The organism is Variovorax sp. GW822-FHT04E09 (assembly GCF_058800845.1).
Genome location: NZ_JBXAMR010000003.1, coordinates 644131 through 665419 on the forward strand (window position 1 = coordinate 644131; position 21289 = coordinate 665419).

Annotated in this window: 21 protein-coding genes and 1 tRNA gene; 8 read left to right on the plus strand and 14 right to left on the minus strand. The window is 65.6% G+C overall.

The window, feature by feature from the left end; genetic code table 11:
• Positions 1-19 precede the first annotated feature (19 nt).
• On the minus strand, positions 20-922 hold the full coding sequence (gene cysM / locus AC1RL8_RS15240; protein WP_095746540.1) for a cysteine synthase CysM: 903 nt from the start codon (positions 920-922) through the stop codon (positions 20-22).
• 41 nt (positions 923-963) lie between these two features.
• Between cysM and AC1RL8_RS15245 the strand changes: the two genes are divergently transcribed.
• A tRNA-Leu gene (locus AC1RL8_RS15245) sits at positions 964-1048 on the plus strand.
• A 179-nt stretch (positions 1049-1227) separates the two neighbouring features.
• On the opposite strand, the gene AC1RL8_RS15250 is transcribed toward AC1RL8_RS15245, so the two are convergent.
• Both AC1RL8_RS15250 and AC1RL8_RS15255 read right to left on the minus strand, forming a co-directional pair.
• A complete protein-coding gene (locus AC1RL8_RS15250; RefSeq protein ID WP_492684697.1) occupies positions 1228-1371 on the minus strand; it encodes a hypothetical protein in 144 nt (47 codons plus the stop codon).
• A 68-nt stretch (positions 1372-1439) separates the two neighbouring features.
• Positions 1440-2972 carry a glucosyltransferase domain-containing protein gene (locus tag AC1RL8_RS15255; protein WP_492684698.1) on the minus strand — a complete coding sequence of 511 codons (1533 nt, stop codon included), beginning with the start codon at positions 2970-2972 and terminating at the stop codon, positions 1440-1442.
• Between the two features lie 302 nt (positions 2973-3274).
• Between AC1RL8_RS15255 and AC1RL8_RS15260 the strand changes: the two genes are divergently transcribed.
• The 3 genes from AC1RL8_RS15260 to AC1RL8_RS15270 all read left to right on the plus strand — a co-directional run bounded on the left by AC1RL8_RS15260 (position 3275) and on the right by AC1RL8_RS15270 (position 4772).
• A complete protein-coding gene (locus tag AC1RL8_RS15260) occupies positions 3275-3949 on the plus strand; it encodes a class I SAM-dependent methyltransferase (RefSeq protein ID WP_492684699.1) in 675 nt (224 codons plus the stop codon).
• A gap of 209 nt (positions 3950-4158) precedes the next feature.
• The gene (locus tag AC1RL8_RS15265; RefSeq protein WP_492684700.1) at positions 4159-4497 is read left to right on the plus strand and encodes a hypothetical protein; all 339 of its coding nucleotides are present in this window, start codon (positions 4159-4161) and stop codon (positions 4495-4497) included.
• Positions 4497-4772 (plus strand): hypothetical protein, encoded by a 276-nt coding sequence (locus AC1RL8_RS15270; RefSeq protein ID WP_492684701.1) that lies wholly within the window; start codon positions 4497-4499, stop codon positions 4770-4772. Before AC1RL8_RS15265 ends, AC1RL8_RS15270 begins: the two co-directional genes overlap by 1 nt.
• 258 nt (positions 4773-5030) lie before the next feature.
• On the opposite strand, the gene AC1RL8_RS15275 is transcribed toward AC1RL8_RS15270, so the two are convergent.
• From AC1RL8_RS15275 to AC1RL8_RS15285, 3 genes are all read right to left on the minus strand, one after another.
• Positions 5031-5480 carry a guanylate cyclase gene (locus AC1RL8_RS15275; RefSeq protein ID WP_492684702.1) on the minus strand — a complete coding sequence of 150 codons (450 nt, stop codon included), beginning with the start codon at positions 5478-5480 and terminating at the stop codon, positions 5031-5033.
• Positions 5481-5570: 90 nt separating this feature from the next.
• Positions 5571-5993, minus strand: coding sequence for a RidA family protein (locus tag AC1RL8_RS15280; RefSeq protein WP_492684703.1), 423 nt, complete (start codon positions 5991-5993; stop codon positions 5571-5573).
• Between the two features lie 15 nt (positions 5994-6008).
• Positions 6009-6944: an NAD-dependent epimerase/dehydratase family protein gene (locus AC1RL8_RS15285; RefSeq protein ID WP_492684705.1), complete on the minus strand. Its 936-nt coding sequence runs from the start codon at positions 6942-6944 to the stop codon at positions 6009-6011.
• 74 nt (positions 6945-7018) lie between these two features.
• On the opposite strand from AC1RL8_RS15285, the gene AC1RL8_RS15290 reads away from it, so the two are divergent.
• Together AC1RL8_RS15290 and AC1RL8_RS15295 are read left to right on the plus strand one after the other, a co-directional pair.
• On the plus strand, positions 7019-8083 hold the full coding sequence (locus tag AC1RL8_RS15290) for a CDP-6-deoxy-delta-3,4-glucoseen reductase (protein ID WP_159275545.1): 1065 nt from the start codon (positions 7019-7021) through the stop codon (positions 8081-8083).
• Between the two features lie 35 nt (positions 8084-8118).
• The gene (locus tag AC1RL8_RS15295) at positions 8119-9096 is read left to right on the plus strand and encodes a Bug family tripartite tricarboxylate transporter substrate binding protein (protein WP_095746546.1); all 978 of its coding nucleotides are present in this window, start codon (positions 8119-8121) and stop codon (positions 9094-9096) included.
• Here AC1RL8_RS15295 and AC1RL8_RS15300 read toward each other — a convergent pair.
• A complete protein-coding gene (locus AC1RL8_RS15300) occupies positions 9068-9844 on the minus strand; it encodes a Crp/Fnr family transcriptional regulator (RefSeq protein WP_095746547.1) in 777 nt (258 codons plus the stop codon). The genes AC1RL8_RS15295 and AC1RL8_RS15300 overlap by 29 nt on opposite strands.
• A 155-nt stretch (positions 9845-9999) precedes the next feature.
• On the opposite strand from AC1RL8_RS15300, the gene AC1RL8_RS15305 reads away from it, so the two are divergent.
• Together AC1RL8_RS15305 and AC1RL8_RS15310 are read left to right on the plus strand one after the other, a co-directional pair.
• Complete coding sequence (locus AC1RL8_RS15305) at positions 10000-12195, plus strand: xanthine dehydrogenase family protein molybdopterin-binding subunit (RefSeq protein ID WP_390341745.1); 2196 nt, start codon at positions 10000-10002, stop codon at positions 12193-12195.
• Positions 12196-12206: 11 nt separating this feature from the next.
• Positions 12207-12665 carry a (2Fe-2S)-binding protein gene (locus AC1RL8_RS15310; protein ID WP_056572291.1) on the plus strand — a complete coding sequence of 153 codons (459 nt, stop codon included), beginning with the start codon at positions 12207-12209 and terminating at the stop codon, positions 12663-12665.
• A 64-nt stretch (positions 12666-12729) separates the two neighbouring features.
• On the opposite strand, the gene AC1RL8_RS15315 is transcribed toward AC1RL8_RS15310, so the two are convergent.
• The 7 genes from AC1RL8_RS15315 to AC1RL8_RS15345 form a co-directional block, all read right to left on the minus strand.
• Complete coding sequence (locus AC1RL8_RS15315) at positions 12730-13503, minus strand: ABC transporter ATP-binding protein (RefSeq protein WP_172438340.1); 774 nt, start codon at positions 13501-13503, stop codon at positions 12730-12732.
• Between the two features lies 1 nt (position 13504).
• Positions 13505-14278, minus strand: a complete 774-nt coding sequence (locus tag AC1RL8_RS15320) for an ABC transporter ATP-binding protein (RefSeq protein WP_056572293.1) — start codon at positions 14276-14278, stop codon at positions 13505-13507.
• Between the two features lie 17 nt (positions 14279-14295).
• Positions 14296-15504: a branched-chain amino acid ABC transporter permease gene (locus AC1RL8_RS15325; protein ID WP_062481017.1), complete on the minus strand. Its 1209-nt coding sequence runs from the start codon at positions 15502-15504 to the stop codon at positions 14296-14298.
• Between the two features lie 13 nt (positions 15505-15517).
• Positions 15518-16447 carry a branched-chain amino acid ABC transporter permease gene (locus AC1RL8_RS15330; RefSeq protein WP_062481019.1) on the minus strand — a complete coding sequence of 310 codons (930 nt, stop codon included), beginning with the start codon at positions 16445-16447 and terminating at the stop codon, positions 15518-15520.
• A 228-nt stretch (positions 16448-16675) separates the two neighbouring features.
• Positions 16676-17968, minus strand: a complete 1293-nt coding sequence (locus AC1RL8_RS15335) for a replication-associated recombination protein A (RefSeq protein WP_062481021.1) — start codon at positions 17966-17968, stop codon at positions 16676-16678.
• 25 nt (positions 17969-17993) lie between these two features.
• Positions 17994-18635 carry an outer membrane lipoprotein periplasmic chaperone LolA gene (lolA, locus tag AC1RL8_RS15340; RefSeq protein ID WP_159275543.1) on the minus strand — a complete coding sequence of 214 codons (642 nt, stop codon included), beginning with the start codon at positions 18633-18635 and terminating at the stop codon, positions 17994-17996.
• A 184-nt stretch (positions 18636-18819) separates the two neighbouring features.
• Positions 18820-21270 (minus strand): DNA translocase FtsK, encoded by a 2451-nt coding sequence (locus AC1RL8_RS15345; RefSeq protein ID WP_492684706.1) that lies wholly within the window; start codon positions 21268-21270, stop codon positions 18820-18822.
• Positions 21271-21289: the final 19 nt, after the last annotated feature.

Below are 21289 nucleotides of genomic sequence, written 5' to 3' on the forward strand. Positions count from 1 at the left end.
CCGCCGCAGTGTGAAGGGATCAGGCGGGGAAAACGCCCGTCGACAGGTAGCGATCGCCGCGGTCGCAGACCACGAAGACGATGGTCGCGTTCTCGACCTTCTTCGACACCTCGATGGCCGCCCACAGCGCGCCGGCTGCCGAGATGCCGCCGAAGATGCCCTCTTCGCGCGCCAGGCGCCGGCACATCTCCTCGGCGTCGTCCTGGCTCACGCTGATTTCTTCGTCGACGCGGCTCGGGTCGTAGATCTTGGGCAGGTACTCGACCGGCCACTTGCGGATGCCGGGAATGCGCGAGCCTTCGGCCGGCTGCGCACCGACGATGCGCACCGCCGGGTTCTTTTCCTTCAGGTAGCGCGAGACGCCGGTGATGGTGCCCGTGGTGCCCATGGCGCTCACGAAGTGCGTGATTTTGCCGTGCGTGTCGGTCCAGATCTCGGGGCCGGTGGTCTCGTAGTGGATGCGCGGGTTGTCGGGGTTGGCGAACTGGTCGAGCACGCGGCCCTTGCCCTGGGCGACCATCTGCTCGGCCAGGTCGCGCGCGTATTCCATGCCGCCGCTCTTGGGCGTGAGCACCAGCTCGGCGCCGAAGGCTTTCATGGTCTGGGCGCGTTCCACCGAGAGGTCCTCCGGCATGATCAGCACCATGCGGTAGCCCTTGATGGCCGCGGCCATCGCCAGCGCGATGCCGGTGTTGCCCGAGGTGGCCTCGATCAGCGTGTCGCCGGGCTTGATTTCACCGCGCTCCTCGGCCCGCTTGATCATCGACAGCGCCGGCCGGTCCTTGACCGAGCCCGCCGGATTGTTGCCTTCGAGCTTGCCCAGGATCACGTTGCCGCGCTTGGCGTTTTCCGCGGCGTGGATGCGTTGCAGGGCAACCAGGGGGGTCTTGCCGATGGCGTCTTCGATCGTCGGATAATTCATGCCAGCCACTGTGCCATAATTTTGGGCTTCCTTCCGGATGTGCCCGGGTGGTGAAATTGGTAGACGCAGGGGACTCAAAATCCCCCACCGAAAGGTGTGCCGGTTCGATTCCGGCCCCGGGCACCATTGTTTCAAGGCCCCAGCCTTGATAAGGGCCGCTGACATTGCATCAGGCGTTCCGCAAGGTGTTCCGCTTTTGCTGCCCACATCCCTGCGCCTCGAACTGCTCGACCGCCGGCCTAAGCCCCATCCTCGCCGGCTCATGCCCTCCCTGTAGAGCCCCCCGCCGATCTCCCCAGCACCGCTCAGTCGTCTTCGGTGAGGTGATCGGCAACCAGTGACATCCAAGCGACCACGTTGGCGATTGCATCATCCAGGCCGGCCTTGCTGCGCTGCATATCAAGCAGGCCAGCGCGCTCCTGAAAGAGCTCAATGATGGGATGAATCATTCACGCGCCGTGCTTGCGGGGGAAAACGGCGCACTCATACCACCCACAGGCAGTAAATCAAACGTCCTCTAGTCGCCTAAACAAACGATCGCGAGACTTCCAATCACCGTGACAGATTCAGCACTTGGCCAAGGGGCGACCTGCTTGCAGACCTGCTCTCCCTGAATCTTTTGCTCGCCGGCTGCAGGCTTGAAGTCGTACCCCGAAATTTCAATAAAAAGCGGTATTTTTGTGTAGCCGGGGTAGAGTGCCGATATGTTTAAGTCCCCTTGGATCGTACTAAGGCGAGCTGGATAGGCCCATTTCCCACCGCTGACGAACACGTTTTTTACTTGATCAAATGCTGAATTCTGTTCGAGGCGATTGACAATGCGATTTACCTTCATTGCATCCCAAGAATTCAAGCGTTGCTGATCAGCGAAGATTTGGTTGTTTTTAAAAATAAACGAGACGGTGAGGACAAGCACAGGGACTGTCAATAATGCAGAAGGGATGCGAGGGAAGCGCTCTCTCAGGAGTGACCAGCCGAGAAGAACGACAAGGCCGATGATCAACGAAACTTGCACCAACACCCTTGGCACAGGCCACCAGTCTCTGAACAGAAGGATGACGCCTGCCGTGAGAGGTAGCAGGGCAACCAGCGCTCCCAGCAAAATCACCCTTCTACGGAGCGAGCCAGGCGCACGGATTCCTTCTACAAGAAGGACAACGAACGATGCCGCCATCATGCAAGCAATGACGAGCTTGGGCCATTGAGCTACCACTGGCTCTGCACGCCAGTAGACCTTTAACAGCAATTCACGAAACTGAGAAACTCGTTCCGAAATTTCATTGAATTGAACAAGTCTTGCGCGCCCTGTTAATTCAATCACGTCAAAGTGCTTAAGCCCTGTCATGATTGCCAAAAAACCAATGGTGGAAGCAATACAAACTAGCAGCAGTTCAATTGCACGCTGCTGCCCAACAGTAAGAGTGCGTGCGGTGGACGCAGCAGCATCCTTGGAAAGACTGTCATGCAGAAGAGCAAAAACCAACGCTACAGCCAGATAATTCAGGAATCCTTGATAAATAAATAGCATCGCTATTGTTGCGATGACGGAAATCACGAACCTTGTATATCGTCCCACGCGCGGATTCTGCAGCACCTCCATTGCGATGACGGTAAGCAGCGCGGCAAGACAATAGCCAGGAAGAACCATGCGAAATGTCAGTATTTCCGCAAGATAGGGATGAGCCACCATAAGCGCTGCGGCCATAACGACCCCAGCCCTATTGACAACTCCGACGAAACGAAGAACTGAGATGACCAGTGCTACTTGCAGGGCCAATGCAACCCAAGCGAGTGACCAATAGATGTCGTTAAGGTTTACGCCAAGCGAATCGATAGCAGAAGCGACCGCCACCAATAGGAAGCGACCTTGAGTTTGAATGAGCTCTCGATCAACATCAGAAAATCCCCGCCCGTATGAATAGTCGTCGACTGCAAAGCCGCGAAGAAAAATTCCGCCGCGTGCAATCAGTACAATTCCAAATAAAACAAAAAATAGTCTTATCTGTCCGTCTTCGAAATAGCTCCGAATTCTCTGGAGAATGGTTTTCATCTAAGGCAGTTTTGTAAGACAGCAATCAGGCTGTAAGAATGCTATTGCTAGCGACGGGGCGAGGCGCATTCTACTGGGAGGGTTACTTGTTGTTGACGGTTCGTCCTCGACTGACACTCCGGTAGCTGATCCAAGTCATGTCTGCCGCTGGGGTCGGCACGCGTTGCCGTGCCCCGCTGGGCGCCTCTACCCACACCCTGCTTTCTGCGTCCAGCAGAGAGCCCAGCACTTGAGACGCCATGCGGGTTTGCGGGGAAAATTCTCAACATGTACCATGCGCCACCCCTTGAAGGAACGGATTAATGGAAAAAGTCGATTTCGACGCACATGCGGATAATTACAACGAACTACTTCGTGAGAGCGTTGGATTTTTTTCCTCAGACGAGGCGTATTTCGCTCGCTACAAAGTCGAGCTTGTCCGTGGCGCCACCAATCTCGAACCGAAGAGAATTCTGGAATATGGATGCGGCATTGGCAGGAACCTTCCATTTTTGAAAGAAGCATTTCCCTCTGCCGTACTTGAAGGGTCAGATGTCGCGCCTAGGAGTTTGGAAATTGCTCGCGAGGAAAATCCTGAAATTTCGTTTTTCCTTGAAGATGGCATACCCATGCAGAGCACCTTTGATATCATCTTCGTGGCGAGTGTTTATCACCACATTCCTCCTTCGCAGCGCGAGTCAGTTACAGCCACGCTCGCATCTCGACTTAATCCAGGCGGAGAGCTATATATTTTTGAGCACAACCCATACAACCCAGTGACGCGTCGCATCGTCAACAACTGTCCCTACGATGCTGATGCTGTACTCCTAAAGCCCAGTGAAACGAAAGCGCTCGTGCGCAGTGCTTCCATGCGCGTGACGGCGGCCTCCTACTGCTTGTTCATCCCTCCCAAGCTCTCGGCTTTGTCATGGATGGAACGTGGACTGGGTTGGCTGCCACTTGGTGGTCAGTACTGGGTCCGTGGCACGCGCCACTAGATCGGCGCCCAAGCGACAAAATCCCCGCCCGGCACGTAGCTTGAGCGGGAAAATCGATTCGGGGTCATGAGCTATTCGGGCGCCAGCATCAGCCGGGCCCTGCGCGACCGATAGGCCTCGTTCACCCGGTCGGCGAGGTAGGCGTCGTCATCCGCTTCAGCCTCCGGGTTCGGAAATAGCCCAGGGGCAACGACTCCACCTGCTGCACGATGGCCGGCACCGGCGCTTGGCGCACCTGGGACGCTGCCATCACCGCCCCCACGTCGGGCATCTTCGGCGGCTCGCTGCAGGCGGTCGCGCAGATCAGCGACAGTCGCAAGCTTCGTTGCATCGGTCTTCTCCTGGGCCACGTGGACCTCATCGATTCGTTTCTGCTGGACCAGCACCGAGGCCTGCAGGGTGCGCAGCGTCGCGGCCGCCTCGGCCTTCTGTGCCGTCACATCGGCAGCCAGGCTGTTGCGCTCGCCGCGCGCGGTATCACGCTCGCGCCGGGCTTCGTCGCGCTGGTGGGTCGTCATGCCAGCGGCGCGCGCTCGCTGATCACCTGATGCTGCTGTCCACGTCAGAGGGTGATCCCGTCGAGCTTCGCAAGCTGAGCTACCAGTGGGACAAGGCCCGGAAGCGGGCTGCCGTGAAGGCCAGCATCGCGAACGACGATGAGATGGTGCGCCGCATCCGCGAGCTGTACCTGCGCGACGCCCGCAAGCGCGCGGCGCAGAAATCCGAGGACCTGCAATCCGCGTCGAACCCGCTGCAGCACTCCGACATGCGCACGACAGAGCGCCGCTATGGGAGCGTCCGAAAGCTCAAACCGGTGGGCTGAAAAGCGCTCCGCTTTTCTCGTACCTCATTGGGGCGTTTCGCAGGGGAAATGCGGAGCATTTCGAGGCGCAAACCCGCATGGATGCTCACTTTCACCCGGGACTCAAAATCCCCCACCGAAAGGTGTGCCGGTTCGATTCCGGCCCCGGGCACCATGAGACGACACCGTCTCACCCCCACATCAAGAAACCCGCTCGCTTCACTGGCGCAGCGGGTTTTTCTTTGCTTCGGAGCTTTTCAGGCCGGGTAAAGCCCCGCCCTAGCAAAGAGCGTCGGCCAGCTTCACCTGCAGCGACAAGGCGGCCTGGTGCAGCAGCTCGAACTCGTCGTCCGGCAGCGGCACGGCCGTGAAGTTGAAGTGGCACAGGGTGCCGGCGACCGCGCCCGCGGGGTTCAAGAGCGGAACGCCGTGGTAACTGATGGTGTAGCCCCGCCCGGGATGCGTGGCAAAGCGCTCGTCCACGCTCGAATCGTCGGTGCGGAACCACCCGTCGCGCAGGACAAAGGGACAGATGCTCGCCTCGAAGGGCACGACGGCGATGTTCTCGGGGATCAGCTCGCCTTGCTTGTCGTGCAGGTAGAGGCTCGTGACCAGGTCGGCGCGGATCTTGTAGATCCCGGTGTACCGATGCGGCACGCGCGCGTTCAAGTAGGCGAGGACAGCCTGTGCGCCTTGATCGGCAAGCAACGCTTCAATCGTTTGGGGCATTCGTTTCGTCCGCTTCGCTTCGCTTCGATCGGTTCGATCTGGAACCTGTCCTGCCATGGTACGCCCGGCCCCTGGGCATCCGCTTCGGTGTCAGCCCGCTTGCGCGGTCTTCAACGCCGCCACGGCGCGAATCTCCACCCGCAGCGCCGGCCGCGCCAGCGCCGCCACACCCAGGATCGTCCACGCCGGGAAATCCTCGGTGATGTAGCGATCCTTCACCTCGCGAAAGCCCGCCAGCTCGTGCTCGACGTCGACGTGGTAGCTCACGATCTCCACCAGGTCGGCGAAGCCGAGCCCCGCGCTTTCGAGCACCACGCCCAGCCGCCGGAAGGCCCAGTCGGCCTGTTCCGCGGCGCTCTCGGGCACGCTGCCGTCGGCACGCAGGCCGACCTGCCCCGCCACGAACAGCAGGCCGCCGGCCTTGACGCCGGGCGCGTACTTGAAGGTGTCGAAGACGGCGGTCGAGCCGAAGGTCGGATGGCCGTCGGAGATGCGCACGCTCTGTTTGCTCACGGGTGCGTCCTTTCTTCAGGCTTGCGCAGGCTGCAGGCCGGTATGCACCGTCGGATGCGCGAGCCGCACGCGCAGCTCGCGCTTGAGCCGCGTGTTGTCGAGCCGGCGCGATTCGCCCATGAAGCTCAGCAGTTGCAGCGGCAATTGCCGCTGCGCCTCATCGCGCGCCACGCGCGGCGGGCGGGGCATGCCGTAGAGGTCGGCGGCCAGGTCGAAGTAGTCGCCCATGCGCAGCTCGGTGTCGTCCGACGCGTGCACCACGCGCTGGGGCTTGCCGCGGAACAGCGCCGCCACGCAGGCGCGTGCGAGGTCGTCGGCGTGGATGTGGCTCGTGTAGACGTCGTCCTCGCGCCGCAGCACGGGCGTGCCGCGCTCCAGGCGGCCGCGCGGCGTGCCGTTCTCGCGGTCGGGCGCGTAGATGCCCGGGATGCGCAGGATGCTGGCGCGCACGCCGGTGCTGCGGCCGAACCAGCGCACGGCGCGCTCGGCATCGACGCGCCGGTGGGAGCGCGGGGTGTCGGGCCGCACGCCGCGCGTTTCGCTCACGCGCGCGCCGCCGCAGTCGCCGTACACGCCGCTGGTGGAGCCGTAGACCAGCGCCGAGGGCAGCGAGCGCAGCCGCAGCGCCTGCGCCAGCGACACGGTGCGCTGGTCGCGCCACCAGGCCGCGCCGCCCTCGCGCGCGGGCGGCGCCAGGTGCACCACACGGGTGGCGATGCCCGCCAGGCGGCGCAGGGTGGCACTGTCGTCCAGGTTGCCCACCAGCGGCCGGATGCCGGCCGCGCGCAGCGCCGCGACGCGGTCGACTGAGGACGTGAGCGCCACCAGCTGCATGCGCCCGCGCAGGTTGCGCGCCACGCGCTGGCCGACATCGCCGCAGCCGACGATCAGCAGGCGCTCGCGCCGGAACCGGGCCGGCAGTGCGCCGGAGGGACTATTGATTGAAGGCAAAATCCGGGTTTCCTGTCTCAATTCAGTTGTCCCGGCCGCACGCAGCCGGGAAAGTTCACCCCCGAAGAATACCGATGACTGCTACAGCGCCGCACGAAGCGGGCTTTTCCATCACCGTCGAGCCCAGCGGGCGCCACTTTGTGGTCCAGGGCGACGAAACCATCCTCGCGGCCGGCATCCGCCAGGGCATCGGCCTCCCCTACGGCTGCAAGGACGGCGCCTGCGGTTCCTGCAAGTGCAAGAAGCTCTCGGGCGAGGTCACGCTCGGCCCGCACCAGAGCAAGGCGCTGAGCGCCGAGGAGCAGCTGGCCGGCTACGTGCTGACCTGCTGCGCCCATCCGACGAGCGACGTGGTGCTCGAATCGCGCCAGGTCACCGAGGCCGGCGCGCTGCCGATCCGCAAGATGCCGGTGCGCGTGATGGCGCTCACGCGCCAGTCGCACGACGTGATGATGCTGCGCCTGCAGCTGCCGGCCGGCGAGCCGCTCCAGTTCTACGCCGGCCAGTACGTGGAGTTCATCCTGCGCGACGGCGCGCGCCGCAGCTACTCGATGGCCAATGCACCGCACACGGTGGCCGTGCCGGGCACGGGCCTGGAACTGCACCTGCGCCACCTGCCGGGCGGCAAGTTCACCGACCACGTCTTCGGCGCGATGAAGGAAAAAGAGATCCTGCGCATCGAAGGCCCGTTCGGCAGCTTCTTCCTGCGCGAAGACTCCGACAAGCCGATGATCCTGCTGGCCTCGGGCACGGGCTTCGCACCGATCAAGGCGCTGCTCGAGCACATGCAGTTCAAGGGCATCGAGCGGCCCGCCGCGATCTACTGGGGCGGGCGCCGCCCCGAAGACCTGTACATGGACGCCTGGCTGCGCGAGCAGCTGGCCGCGATGCCGAACCTGCGCTACGTGCCCGTGGTGTCGAACGCCACGCCGGAAGACAACTGGACCGGCCGCACCGGCTTCGTCCACCAGGCGGTGCTGGAAGACTTCACGGACCTGTCGGGCCACCAGGTGTATGCCTGCGGCGCGCCGATCGTGGTCGACTCGGCCAAGCGCGACTACGTGGCGCTCGCGGGCCTGCCCGAAGAAGAGTTCTTCGCCGACGCCTTCACCACCGAAGCCGACAAGGCCCTGCCCTGAGCCTTCGCGCTCCCCTTTCCTTTCCGCAAAACAACATGAAGACGAGACACTTCCTCCTGACCCTGATCGCTGGCGCCACGGTGCTTGCCACCAGCCACGCGGTCGCACAACAACACCGCCCGATCCGCCTCGTCGTGCCCTACGCGGCCGGCGGCCCGATCGACAACACGGCGCGCATCCTGGCCGAGCAGGTGAAGGACACGCTGGGCGGCCCGGTCATCATCGACAACAAGCCCGGCGCGGGCGGCAACATCGGCGCCGACTTCGTGGCCAAGGCGCCGGCGGACGGCCTCACGATCGGCATCGCGGCCACGGCCACGAACGCGGTGAACCCGTGGCTGTACAGCAAGATGCCGTTCAACGCCGCGACCGACTTCGCGCCGATCACGCAGATGGTGCGCGTGCCCAACGTGCTGGTGATGAACGCCGAGACGGCCAACCGCCTGAACATCCGCACGCTGGCCGACCTGATCCGCTACGCCAAGGCCAACCCGGCCAAACTCAACTACGCCAGCGGCGGCAACGGCAGCGCCGGCCACCTGGCGGGCGAGCTGTTCAAGAAGGAAGCGGGCATCTTCGCGGTGCACATTCCGTACAACGGCGGCAACCCGGCGCAGCTGGCGCTGCTGTCGGGCCAGGTCGACTTCAACTTCGACAACCTCGCCACGGCCGCGCCGAACATCCGCTCGGGCAAGCTGAAGGCGATCGCGGTCACGACGCTCAAGCGCAGCAGCGCCCTGCCCGACGTGCCGCCCGTGGCCGACACGCTCAAGGGCTTCTCGATCGACACCTGGTGGGGTCTGGTCGCACCGGCCGGCACGCCGCCCGAGGTGGTCGCGAAACTGAATCAGGCCTTCGTCGCCGCGCTGAACGCGCCGGAAACGAAGACCCGCTTCGCCTCGATGCTGGCCGAGCCGGTCGGCAACTCGTCCGAGCAGTTCGGCGCCTTCATGAAGAGCGAACTGGCGAAGTACGAGAAGGTGGTCAAGGCCACCGGGGCGAAGGTGGACTGACGAGGTCGTCCAGGGGCGCTGCGGCCTGCGTGTCGGTGGCCGCAGCCACGGCCGCCGCCGCTTCGGCCGCCCCGCTCTGGTAGGTGCGCAGGCCCGCGAGGTCGAGCACTTCCACGCCGCCATGCTCGATGCGCAACAGGCCGTCGCGCTGCAGCGCATGCAGCGCGCGGTTGGCACGCTGGCGCGACACGGCCGACAAGAGGCCGATCTCGTCCTGGCTCAGCCGCACGAAGCGGGTGGCACGCGGATAGAGGATGGGGTCGAACAGGCTGGCCAGGCAGCGCGCCACGCGCGCGTCGGGGCCGAGCAGGCGATCGAATTCCATGAGGCCGATGAACAGGCTCAGTCGCGCATTGATGTGTAACAACAGAAACCGATTGAAGTCGATGCTGGTGGACATCAGCCGCTCGAAGCTGTGCCGCGGCACGCAGGCCACGCGCGTGGGCCGCAGCGCGACGCCGTCGTAGCGCCAGCATCCGGGGGTGAGCAGCGAGCCTTCGCCACCCCAGCCGCCGGCGGTCACGCCGGTGAAGGTGGACACGCGCCCGTCGGGCAGCGACACCGACATCTTCATGAGGCCGTCGATCACGCCGATCCAGTGATCGGCCGGCTCGCCGCGCCGCACGACGAAGCCGCCGGCCGGCACCACGCGCTCGTGCGACTCCTGGACGACGCGGTCGAGTTCGTCGTCCGTGAGCGCGCGCGCCCACAGGCTCTCGCGAAGCATGTTCTCCAACGCGTTCGACATCGCGCCTCCTGCTGTCGTCCCTCGTGACATCGCATCGGCCGAACCGTCGCAGGCGCCGGTCGGCGGGGTCCGTAAGAAATGTCGTTGCAACGACATCTTCGGCGCGGCGATGGTGCCACAGTCATCCGCGTTCGCCAAACAACAAGGAGACAACGATGAAGCGTTCGAACAAGGACCCGCGCCCCGCGCGCGGGCCGGACGGCGGGGATGCGCACGGCCTGCGCCGGCGCGACGTGCTGGGCTACGCCACGGCCGCGCCGCTGGCCTCGGCGGCGGCCGGCATCGCGGGGCTCGGCGCCCTCACGGCGCCCGCCTCGGCAGTCGCCGCGCTGCTGCCCATGACCCCGCCCGACACCACCGACCTGATCGACATCGGCGACGCGGTCACGCTGACCTCGCTGCCGACCATGCCGCTGGTGAAGGTGACGAACACCGGCGACGGCCGCGTGCGCCTGGCGCTGCCGCGCCTCGAAGTGGGCCAGGGCATCGCCACGGCCAGCGCGATGATGCTGGCCGACAAGCTGCGCCTGCCGCTGAGCGCCATCGAAGTCACGTCGGCCGACGCGAGCCCCGAGCTGATCTGGAACCAGCTCACGGGCGGCTCGTCGAGCGTGCGCTCGATGCACGCCGGCATGCCGGTGCTGGGCGGCCTCGGCGGCCTGCTCTCGGGCTCGACGCCCTCGGTGGTCGGCCAGCGCGTGACGCGGCTCGATGCGCTGGACATCGTCACCGGGCGCAAGAAGTTCACGCTCGACCAGGCGGTGCCCAATGCCAAGCCGACGATGGTGCGGCGCCCGCCGACCATCAACGGCAAGTTCGTCGGCATCAACAACCTGAACACCGTGATGGGCATGCCGGGCGTGATCGGCGTGGTGCCGATCCCCGCCACCAACGGCATCACGCCGACGCCGCCGGGCGTGGCGGTGATGGCCGAGACCTTCGGCCAGGCCTGGGCCGCGGTGAACGCGCTCGACGTGACCTGGGCCGCCGGCCCGCTCGACGGCGAGTCGAACGCCACCATCATGCGCAAGCTGAAGTCGTCGCTGCTGCCCTTTGCGCTGCCGCCGCTGGGCGCGCTGACGGTCGAGGCCGAGTTCGAGTTCGCACCGGCCGCGCACTGCCCGATGGAAGTCGAATGTGCGATTGCCGATGTGCGAGCCGACCGTGCCGAGATCTGGGCCGGGCTGCAGAGCCCCATCGTCACCCAGCAGGCGGTGGCCGCCGAGCTGGGCCTGCCGCTGAACAAGGTCGTCGTGCATGCGGTGCCCTCGGGCGGCTCCTTCGGGCGGCGCCTGTTCTGGGACCCGGTGCTGCAGGCGATCCAGGTGTCGAAGGCGCTGGGGCGCCCTTGCCGCCTGATGTACCACCGCACCGACGACATGCGCCACACGCGCATCCGCCCGCCGATCTACCAGAAGGCGCGCGCCACGATGCTGCTGGGCCAGGTGATCGCCTTCGAGCAGCGCATCGCCAGCGTGCGCCTGGACACGCGCCACGGCTTCGGCAACATGCTCGAGGCCGCCGCCATCGCGCTGCCCAACGCCTTCCCGCAGACGGTGGGCAACTTCGCGATCGAGCAGGTGATGTTCAAGACCATGGTGACCTCGCCCTACAACTTCGGCGTCACGACCAAGCTGCTGACGCCGGTGCCGATGGACATGAACACCTGCTCCTACCGCTCGGTGCACATCCAGCCCGCGCGGCTGGTGGAAGAGATCCTGGTCGACGAGATGGCCCGCGCGGCGCGCAAGGACCCGGTCGCCTTCCGGCTCGAGTACCTGCGCCTGCCGCGCGCCCGCGCGGTGCTGAAGGCCGTGGCGGAGGCCGCGCAATGGGGCAAGGCGATGCCGGCGGGCTTTGCGCAGGGCGTGGGCGTGCACCAGGAGTCGAAGTCGTTCACGGCCTGCATCGTCGAGATCGACGCGCGCGTGCCGGCGCAGGCCCGCGTGGTGCGCGCGACCATCGCCATCGACGTCGGCACGCCGATCAACCCCTCGGGTATCGAGGCGCAGCTGCAGGGCGGCCTGTGCGAATCGATCGCGCTGGTGCTGTCGGCGGGGCTGCACATCCAGAACGGCCTGCCGCTGGAAGGCAGCTACTCGCAGTACCACTTCTCGCGCATGAAGCACTACCCGAAGGACGTGAAGATCATCATCCTGCCGGCCAACGGCGAGGCCATCGGCGGGCTGGGCGAGGTCGGCCTGTCGGCGAGCTCGGGCGCGATCGCCAACGCCTATGGGCGCGCCACCGGCATCAAGCCGCGCAGCTTCCCGCTGAACTTCCCGGTCGACTTCACGCCGATCCCGCCGGGCAAGCTGCCCACGCCCGTCAACGTTCCGATCCCCGCCTGAGGAGACCCGCCATGCCTGTGCAATCTTTCAAGGTGAACGGCCAGAACGTCGACGTCGAGGCGCCCGACGACCTGGCGCTGCTGTGGGTGCTGCGTGACAAGCTCGGCATCACCGGCCCGAAGTACGGCTGCGGCATCAACGTGTGCAAGGCCTGCACCTGCCACGTCGACGGCAAGGCCGTGACGACCTGCTCGGTGCGCGTGTCCGACGTGCGCGGGCGCCAAGTGACGACCATCGAGGGCCTGGCCAACGGCAACACGCTGCACCCGGTGCAGCAGGCCTGGATGAACCTGGACGTGCCGCAGTGCGGCTTCTGCCAGCCGGGCCAGATCATGGCCGCGGTCGACCTGCTGCGCCGCACCCGCACCCCGACGGACGCCGACATCGACGCCATCGAGAACGTGTGCCGCTGCGGCACCTACGGGCGCATCCGCGAGGCGATCAAGGCCGCCGCCGCGATGATGGGCTAGGGACAGACGAAAAAACGGCCAGCCACCGCGCTCTGCGGTGCTGGCCGTTTGGCGCTGGCGGCGCTTACTCGCCGAGGTAGGCGGCGCGCACGCGCGGGTCGCGCAGCAGTTCCTTGGCGTCGCCGTTCATCGTGATGAGGCCCGACTCCATGACGTAGCCGCGGTCGGCCAGCTGCAGCGCGCGGTTGGCGTTCTGCTCAACCAGCAGGATCGTGACGCCTTGCGACGCCACGGTCTGCACCACCTCGAAGATCTTGTCGCACATGATCGGCGACAGGCCCATGGTGGGTTCGTCGAGCAGCAGCACCTTCGGACGCGCCATGAGCGCACGGCCCATGGCCAGCATCTGCTGTTCGCCGCCCGACATCGTGCCGGCCAGTTGGTCCTTGCGCTCGCGCAGGCGCGGGAAGGTCACGAACACGCGCTCCATGTCGCTGGCGATCTCGGCCTTGTCGTTGCGGATGTAGGCGCCGATCTGCAGGTTCTCGGTGATCGTCATGCGCGTGAACACGCCGCGGCCCTCGGGCACCATCACGAGGCCCTCGCCCACCAGGTCCCAGGCGCCACGGCCCTTGATGCTGCGGCCCAGGAACTCGATGTCGCCCGCGCCGGCCGGCAGCGTGCCGGTGATGGCCTTCATGGTGGTGGTCTTGCCGGCGCCGTTGGAGCCGATGAGCGAGACCAGCTCGCCCTCGAACACGTCGAAGTCCACGCCCTTCACGGCCTGGATGCCGCCGTAGCCCACCTTCAGGCCACGGACCTTGAGCAGGTTCTTGCCTGCGGCCTTGGCGGCGGCCGGTGCCGTCGCGGTTGCCATCGTTGCTTCTGCGGTGCTCATCTCAGTGTCCTCCGGTGCCGAGGTAGGCCTCGATCACCTTTTCGTTCTTCTGTACCTCGACCGGGTTGCCCTCGGCAATCTGCTTGCCGTAGTCGAGCACGGTGACGCGGTCGCACAGGCCCATGATGAGCTTGACGTCGTGTTCGATGATCAGGATCGTGCGGTTGTCCTTGCGGATGCGGTCGATGAGCTCGCGCAGCAGGACCTTCTCGGTCGAGTTCATGCCGGCGGCCGGTTCGTCCAGCGCGATGAGCTGGGGGTCGGTGGCCAGTGCGCGGGCGATCTCGAGGCGGCGCTGGTCGCCGTAGCTCAGCGTGCGCGCCTTGTAGTCGGCGAACTTGCCGATGCCCACGTAGTCGAGCAGCTCCTGCGCGCGCTTGGCGATGGCCGCTTCTTCGGCCTTGAAGCCCTTGGTGCGCAGCATGGCGCCGAACACGCCCGAGTGCGTGCGGATGTGGCGCCCGACCATCACGTTCTCCAGCGCCGTCATTTCGGCGAAGAGGCGGATGTTCTGGAAGGTGCGCGCGATGCCGGCCTTGGCCACTTCGTGCACGGCCGTCGGCTGGTAAGGCTTGCCGGCCAGTTCGAAGGTGCCGCTGTCGGGCGTGTACAGCCCGGTGATCACGTTGAAGAAGGTCGTCTTGCCGGCGCCGTTGGGCCCGATCAGGCCGTAGACCTGGCCGCGCTTGATGGTGATGCCCACGTCCGAGAGGGCCTGCAGCCCGCCGAAACGCTTGGAGATGCCGCGAACGTCGAGGATGGTGTCTGTCGTCATGTCTGTGTGTCCTTGGCTCACGGATTGATGGACATGGGACGCGATGCCGCACCCGGCACTTCGTCAGCGGGGCTGTCGATGCCCGGTGCATGGGTCTGGAGCGTTCCGGGCGCCACGGCCGCATGGGTCGGGTCGACGGGCGCGCCGTTCTTCTTGGTCAGCGTCTTGCCGTGTTCCGGCGACGGCCACAGGCCACGCGGGCGCATCAGCATGATGACGATCATGGCCAGCGCGATGAACAGCTGGCGCAGGATGGACGCGTCGAGGCGGCCGTCGGTCATCGCCTGCAGCGGGCCGGCCACGTAGCGCAGCACTTCGGGCAGCGCGGCCAGCAGTACGGCGCCGAGGATGACGCCGGGCAGGTGCCCGAGGCCGCCCAGCACGACCATGGCGACGATCATCACCGACTCCATCAGGCTGAAGGACTCGGGCGACACGAAGCCCTGGAAGGCCGCGAACATCGCGCCCGACACGCCGCCGAAGCTGGCGCCCATGCCGAAGGCCAGCAACTTCATGTTGCGGGTGTTGATGCCCATCGCCTTGGCAGCGATTTCATCTTCGCGGATGGCCATCCAGGCGCGGCCGATGCGCGAGATCTGCAGGCGGTGCGAGATGATGATGGTGGCCACCACCAGCGCCAGGAACAGGTAGTAGTACAGCGTGACCGAGGAGATCGTGAAGCCGTCGAACTTCCACGCCTTGCCGAGGTCGAGACCCCAGAACTTGATGGAGTCGATCGCCGTGATGCCCTTCGGCCCGTTGGTGATGTTGATCGGCTGGTCCAGGTTGTTCAGGAACACCCGGATGATTTCACCGAAGCCGAGCGTGACGATCGCGAGGTAGTCGCCGCGCAGCTTCAGCGTGGGCGCCCCCAGCATCGCGCCGAGCACCCCGGCCACCACCAGCGCGAGCGGAACCACGATCAAGAGCGAGGTGTGCAGCCCGTTCGGGAACATCGCCTTGAACCACGGAAAGGTGTCCGAGAGGTGCGACGAACCCATCAGCGCGTAGAGGTACGCGCCGACCGCAAAGAAGGCCACGTAGCCCAGGTCGAGCAGGCCGGCGTAGCCGACCACGATGTTCAGGCCGAGCGCGAGCATCACGTAGAGCAATGCGATGTCGGCGATGCGCACCCAGGCGTTGCCCTGGGTCTGCAACAGGATGGGCAGCGCCAGCACGGCGACCACGCCGAGGATGTAGAGCGCGAGGTTCTTGCTGTTCTTCATGGTGTGCTGCTCCTCAGGCCCGGTCCGCCACGCGCTCGCCGAGCAGACCCGAAGGCCGCAGCGTGAGCATCACGATCAGCACGATGAAAGCGAAGATGTCGCTGTAGTTGCTGCCCAGCACGCCACCCGTGAGGGTGCCGATGTAGCCGGAGCCGATGGCCTCGATGAGGCCGAGCAGAATGCCGCCGACCACCGCGCCGGCCAGGTTGCCGATGCCGCCGAACACGGCCGCCGTGAAGGCCTTGAGGCCGGGCAGGAAGCCCATCGCGTGTTGCGCGATGCCGTAGTTGGAGGCGTACATCACGCCGGCGATGGCCGCGAGCACGGCGCCGATGATGAAGGTGGCCGAGATGACCATGTCGGGCCGGATGCCCATGAGCGCTGCGACGCGCGGGTTCTCGGCGGTGGCGCGCATCGCGCGGCCGAGCTTGGTGTAGTTGACCAGCCACATCAGGATCACGAGTGAGAACGCCGTGACGCTGAGGATCATGACCTGCGTCGGAGAGATCACGGCGCCGCCCACGTGGATGGGGTCGGTCGGCAGCAGGTTGGGATACGCCTTGTTGGTCGGCTTCCAGATGATCATGGCCAGCGTCTGCAGCAGGATCGACACGCCGATGGCGGTGATGAGCGGTGCGAGCTTGGGGCTGTTGCGCAGCGGCCGGTAGGCCACTTTCTCGATCACGAAGTTGAGGCTTGCCGCGACGACGCAGGCAATGATCAGCGCAACGAAGAGGATCAGCCAGCCCGGTGTGTTGGGCATTCCGTCCTTCATGAGCCCGATGATGGTCCAGCTTGTGAGCGCCCCCACCATCAGCACTTCACCGTGCGCAAAATTGATCAGATTGATGATGCCGTACACCATGGTGTAGCCCAAGGCTATCAAGGCATACATGCTGCCGAGAACCAGACCGTTGATGATCTGCTGCAGCAATATTTCCATAACGCGATTCCCTATGTGTTGCACCTTGCGGGTGCCATTCACCTACCGAGGCACCGGTTTGGCGCCACTGGCTTGACAAGCAAAAAACCAGCCAACATGTGTCGCCGGCAGATTTGGTGGGCGGGATTGTAGACACGCCCCGGCGCTGTTTTGGGGCGGGATGACCGGGGTTTACCCGCTCACTTCATGCTGTATGCGCGTGAAGTCATGCAGATGCGCAAACCTGTATCAGCGATCTGAATTTGTGTTGAGGCGACGCAGTTCGCGCAGCTTTTCCGCGATGCGGATTTCAAGTCCACGCTCGACCGGTTCGTAGAACACCTGACCTTCCAGGCCCTCGGGCAGGTAGCGCTCGCCGGCGGCGAAACCGCCCTCCTCATCGTGCGCGTAGCGGTACCCCTTGCCGTAGTCGAGCTCTTTCATGAGCTTGGTCGGTGCATTGCGCAGGTGCATCGGGACCGGGCGCGTGCTGTCTTTCTTCACCAGCGCGCGCACCGCGTTGTAGGCCTTGTAGACCGCGTTGGACTTGGGCGCGATGGCCAGGTAGACCACGCATTCCGCCAGTGCCAGCTCGCCTTCGGGGGTACCCAGGCGCTCGTAGACCTCGGCCGCGTCGAGCGCCAGGCGCAGCGCGCGCGGGTCGGCCAGGCCGATGTCTTCGCTGGCCATGCGCACCAGGCGGCGCGCCATGTAGCGCGGGTCGGCGCCACCGTCGAGCATGCGCACGAACCAGTAGAGTGCGGCGTCGGGGTCGCTGCCGCGCACCGATTTGTGCAGCGCGCTGATGGTGTCGTAGAACTGCTCGCCGCCCTTGTCGTAGCGGCGCATGCGCTCGCCGAGCACGCGCAGCAGCCACTCGTCGGTGATGTTCGTGAGCTTCTCGGCGCCGGCCGCAACGGCCAAGGTCTCGAGCGTGTTGAGCAGGCGGCGCGCGTCGCCGTCCGCGTAGGCGACGAGGCGGTCGATGGCTGCCTCGTCGATGGCTGGAACCGCCTGGATCGATTGCGCCTTGGCGACGATCTGCTTCAGGTCGCCTTCGTTGAGCGACTGCAGCACGTACACCGCCGCCCGCGACAGCAAGGCCGAATTGACTTCGAACGACGGGTTCTCGGTGGTCGCGCCGATGAACGTGAACAGGCCCGACTCGACGTGCGGCAGGAACGCGTCCTGCTGGCTCTTGTTGAAGCGGTGCACCTCGTCGACGAAGACGATGGTGCGCTGCTGCGTGAGCCCGTCGCGCGCGGCCGTGGCCTGCTCGACCGCCTCGCGGATGTCCTTCACGCCGCCCAGCACCGCGCTGATGCTCAGGAACTGCGCGTCGAAGGCGTCGGCCATGAGCCGCGCGATGGTCGTCTTGCCGGTGCCCGGCGGGCCCCAGAGGATGCAGGAATGCGGCTGGCCCGACTCGAAGGCGATGCGCAGCGACATGCCCGGACCGAGCAGGTGCTGCTGGCCGATCACTTCGCCGAGCGTCTTGGGACGCAGGCGCTCGGCGAGGGGCTGGTGGGTGCGCGGGGCCAAACCGAAACTACCGTCTTGCTGGTGATTACTGCTTGAGCACGTCCGCGCCCGCAGGCGCCTTGAACTCGAAGGTGCTGGCGGGCAACGCCGGGTTCACCTCGACCTTGCTGAACTTGAGCACCGAGCGCTGGCCGAAGCTGTCCAGGATCTCGAGGGCCGCGAGCGCGTCACCCTGGAAGCCGACCATCACGCTCTGCAGCTGGCCGTCCTTGTTCTTCGGCGTGGCCTTGACCCACTGCAGGCCGTCGCGCTCGGGCGCGGCTTCCAGCGCGAAATCGGCCTGCAGGGCGCGCAGGTCGGCGGCGGAGGCAATCAGCGCTGCGGGCGTCGAACCCAGCGCCTGCGCCTGGGTGCGTTGCGTGACCTGGTTCAGGTCGGCGTCGTAGAGCCACAGCGTCTTGCCGTCGGCCACGATGCTCTGGGCAAAGGGCTTGCGATAGTCGAACTTGAATTTGCCGGGGCGATGGAATTCAAAGGTGCCGGTCGACGTCTTCACGCGGCCCGGCTGGCCCTCGCGCGGCGGGGCCGTCACGGTCTGGGTGAACTCGGCGCGGCCGGACTTGACCGTCTTCACGAAGGCTTCGAGGCTTTCGAGCCCGTCGGCCCAGGCACTGCCGGCCACCGTGCAGATCAGGCCGGCCAACAGCCAGAGGCGGGTTTTCTTCATGGGAGGTTCCTCGGAAAAACGTTGCTGCGATGCCCATCGACACTACCCGCCGCAGGTGCCGGCTTCTGTAGGCTTTCATGAAGATTTGCAGCAGCGCCGGTGCGCGTTTGCAAATTGCCTCTCAGCACGTAACCGGCCCTGCCGCGGTGGTGATGGGGGTCGTCGTCGATGGTGCGCCGGCGGGTCACTCCGCCTGGCGCGCGGGCACGAGGATCTCGCGCTGGCCGCTGCCGCTCATGGCGCTCACGAGGCCGGCCTTTTCCATGTCCTCGACCAGGCGCGCGGCGCGGTTGTAGCCGATCTTCAGGTGGCGCTGCACCAGCGAGATGCTGGCCTTGCGGTTCTTGAGCACGACCTCGACCGCCTGGTCGTACATCGGGTCTTTTTCACCGTCGCCGCCGCCGAGCAGGTCGCCATCACCGTCGCCATCGACCGTGCCGCCTTCGAGCACGCCTTCGATGTAGTCGGGCTCGCCCTGGCTCTTGAGGTAGGCCACCACGCGGTGCACTTCCTCGTCGCTCACGAAGGCGCCGTGCACGCGGATCGGCAGGCCGGTGCCGCTGGCCATGTAGAGCATGTCGCCCATGCCCAGCAGCGCCTCGGCGCCCATCTGGTCGAGGATGGTGCGGCTGTCGATCTTGGATCCCACCGAGAACGCGATGCGCGTGGGGATGTTGGCCTTGATGAGGCCGGTGATCACGTCGACGCTGGGGCGCTGCGTGGCCAGGATCAGGTGGATGCCGGCGGCGCGAGCCTTTTGCGCAAGGCGGGCAATCAGCTCTTCGATCTTCTTGCCGACCACCATCATCAGGTCGGCCAGCTCGTCGATGATGACCACAATGTGCGGCTCGCGCTTCAGCGGTTCCGGATCGTCGGGCGTGAGGCTGAAGGGGTTGTAGATGAACTCCTCGCGCGCCTTGGCTTCGTCGATCTTGGTGTTGTAGCCGGCCAGGTTGCGCACGCCGAGCTTGCTCATGAGCTTGTAGCGGCGCTCCATCTCGGCCACGCACCAGTTCAGGCCGTGCGCCGCCTGGCGCATGTCGGTGACCACGGGCGCCAGCAGGTGCGGAATGCCTTCATAGACCGACATTTCGAGCATCTTCGGGTCGATCATGAGCAGGCGGACGTCGCGTGCCTCGGCCTTGTAGAGCAGCGAAAGAATCATCGCGTTGATACCGACCGACTTGCCCGAGCCGGTGGTACCGGCCACCAGCACGTGCGGCATCTTCGCGAGGTCGGCCACCACGGGGTTGCCGATGATGTCCTTGCCCAGGCCCATCGTGAGCATCGACTTGCCCTCGTTGTAGACCTGCGAGCCCAGGATTTCACTGAGCTTGATCGACTGGCGCTTGGCGTTCGGCAGTTCGAGCGCCATGTAGTTCTTGCCGGGGATGGTCTCGACCACACGGATCGACACCAGCGAGAGCGAGCGCGCCAGGTCTTTGGCCAGGCCGAGGATCTGAGAGCCCTTGACGCCGGTGGCGGGCTCGATCTCGTAGCGCGTGATGACGGGGCCCGGCGAGGCGAGCACCACACGCACCTCGACGCCGAAGTCCTTGAGCTTTTTCTCGATCATGCGCGAGGTCATCTCGAGCGTGTCGGAGGACACCGTTTCCTGGCGCACCAGCGCGGCGTCGAGCAGGTCGACCTGCGGCAGCTTGCTGTCGGGCAGTTCCTTGAAGAGCGGTTTCTGGCGCTCCTTGACGACGCGATCGCTGCGGGGCACCTCGGTCATCGCGGGCTCGATCTGCACGGGCGGCGATGCGGGGCGGCGCTTGGGCGCGACTTCTTCCTCTTCGTCGTCGAAGCTCGGCTCGAGAGGGCCGGCGTCGCCGAACGCGGCCTCCTTGCTGGGGCGCATTTTCTTGGCGCGCGGCGCGGGCGCCAGCTCTTCCTCGTCGCCGGCGCGTTCGCGTGCGGCCTGCTTGCCCATGGCGATGTCGGCGGCCATTTCGCGCTTTTCACGGCGCGACTCGAACAACGAATAAGCCTGCGCGCCGATGCGCTCGGCGATCAGGCTCCAGGAGAAACGGAACACCAGCGCCGAACCGATCACGCCGCCGGCGATGGCGACCAGCGCCGAGCCCGTGAAGCCCAGCCAACGCACGCTCGCCGGTCCCACGAGGTAGCCGAGGGCGCCACCGCCCGAACCCGGCAGGTGCGATTCGAGCCGGTACAGGCGCGACCATTCGAGCACCGCGCTCGCGCACAGCAGCAGGATCAGGCCGAACCAGAAAGCGAGGCGGCTGCGATTGAAGCGGCCGCGTGGGGGCTGTTCGACCGCCGGCGTCGGTTCGCCGCCGCGCAGCCAGCCGGCCAGCGATGAGAGCCACGCGCGCAAACCGGCCGCAAGACACCACCAGACAGAATAGCCGGCAAGGAAGTAGCTGCCATCGGCCAGCCAGGCGCCGATGCGGCCGCCCCAGTTCTTGATCTCACCGCCCGTGCCCGAGGTCGACCAGGCGGCATCGGACGGGGTGAAGCTCAGCATCGCCAGCAGCCAAAACAGGAGGGCTGCGAACCCGGCGATCAAGGTGATTTCGTGGGCGAAGCGCAGGGCACGCAGGCGCACAGGTTGCCCTTCGGCAGCGGAAGAAGAGGAGGACGATTGAAGCGTATGGAGCGAATAGGTCATGAAAAGCACGGCGCCCGGC

Coding starts and splice junctions, on each gene's coding strand:
- AC1RL8_RS15270 (WP_492684701.1), top strand. CDS start 4,497: ATGCTGCTGTCCACGTCAGAGGGTGATCCCGTCGAGCTTCGCAAGCTG.
- AC1RL8_RS15345 (WP_492684706.1), bottom strand. CDS start 21,270: ATGACCTATTCGCTCCATACGCTTCAATCGTCCTCCTCTTCTTCCGCT.
- AC1RL8_RS15305 (WP_390341745.1), top strand. CDS start 10,000: ATGAAGCGTTCGAACAAGGACCCGCGCCCCGCGCGCGGGCCGGACGGC.
- AC1RL8_RS15320 (WP_056572293.1), bottom strand. CDS start 14,278: ATGACGACAGACACCATCCTCGACGTTCGCGGCATCTCCAAGCGTTTC.
- AC1RL8_RS15250 (WP_492684697.1), bottom strand. CDS start 1,371: ATGATTCATCCCATCATTGAGCTCTTTCAGGAGCGCGCTGGCCTGCTT.
- AC1RL8_RS15255 (WP_492684698.1), bottom strand. CDS start 2,972: ATGAAAACCATTCTCCAGAGAATTCGGAGCTATTTCGAAGACGGACAG.
- AC1RL8_RS15265 (WP_492684700.1), top strand. CDS start 4,159: ATGGCCGGCACCGGCGCTTGGCGCACCTGGGACGCTGCCATCACCGCC.
- AC1RL8_RS15315 (WP_172438340.1), bottom strand. CDS start 13,503: ATGAGCACCGCAGAAGCAACGATGGCAACCGCGACGGCACCGGCCGCC.
- cysM (WP_095746540.1), bottom strand. CDS start 922: ATGAATTATCCGACGATCGAAGACGCCATCGGCAAGACCCCCCTGGTT.
- AC1RL8_RS15290 (WP_159275545.1), top strand. CDS start 7,019: ATGACTGCTACAGCGCCGCACGAAGCGGGCTTTTCCATCACCGTCGAG.
- lolA (WP_159275543.1), bottom strand. CDS start 18,635: ATGAAGAAAACCCGCCTCTGGCTGTTGGCCGGCCTGATCTGCACGGTG.
- AC1RL8_RS15325 (WP_062481017.1), bottom strand. CDS start 15,504: ATGAAGAACAGCAAGAACCTCGCGCTCTACATCCTCGGCGTGGTCGCC.
- AC1RL8_RS15260 (WP_492684699.1), top strand. CDS start 3,275: ATGGAAAAAGTCGATTTCGACGCACATGCGGATAATTACAACGAACTA.
- AC1RL8_RS15330 (WP_062481019.1), bottom strand. CDS start 16,447: ATGGAAATATTGCTGCAGCAGATCATCAACGGTCTGGTTCTCGGCAGC.
- AC1RL8_RS15310 (WP_056572291.1), top strand. CDS start 12,207: ATGCCTGTGCAATCTTTCAAGGTGAACGGCCAGAACGTCGACGTCGAG.
- AC1RL8_RS15275 (WP_492684702.1), bottom strand. CDS start 5,480: ATGCCCCAAACGATTGAAGCGTTGCTTGCCGATCAAGGCGCACAGGCT.
- AC1RL8_RS15295 (WP_095746546.1), top strand. CDS start 8,119: ATGAAGACGAGACACTTCCTCCTGACCCTGATCGCTGGCGCCACGGTG.
- AC1RL8_RS15300 (WP_095746547.1), bottom strand. CDS start 9,844: ATGTCGAACGCGTTGGAGAACATGCTTCGCGAGAGCCTGTGGGCGCGC.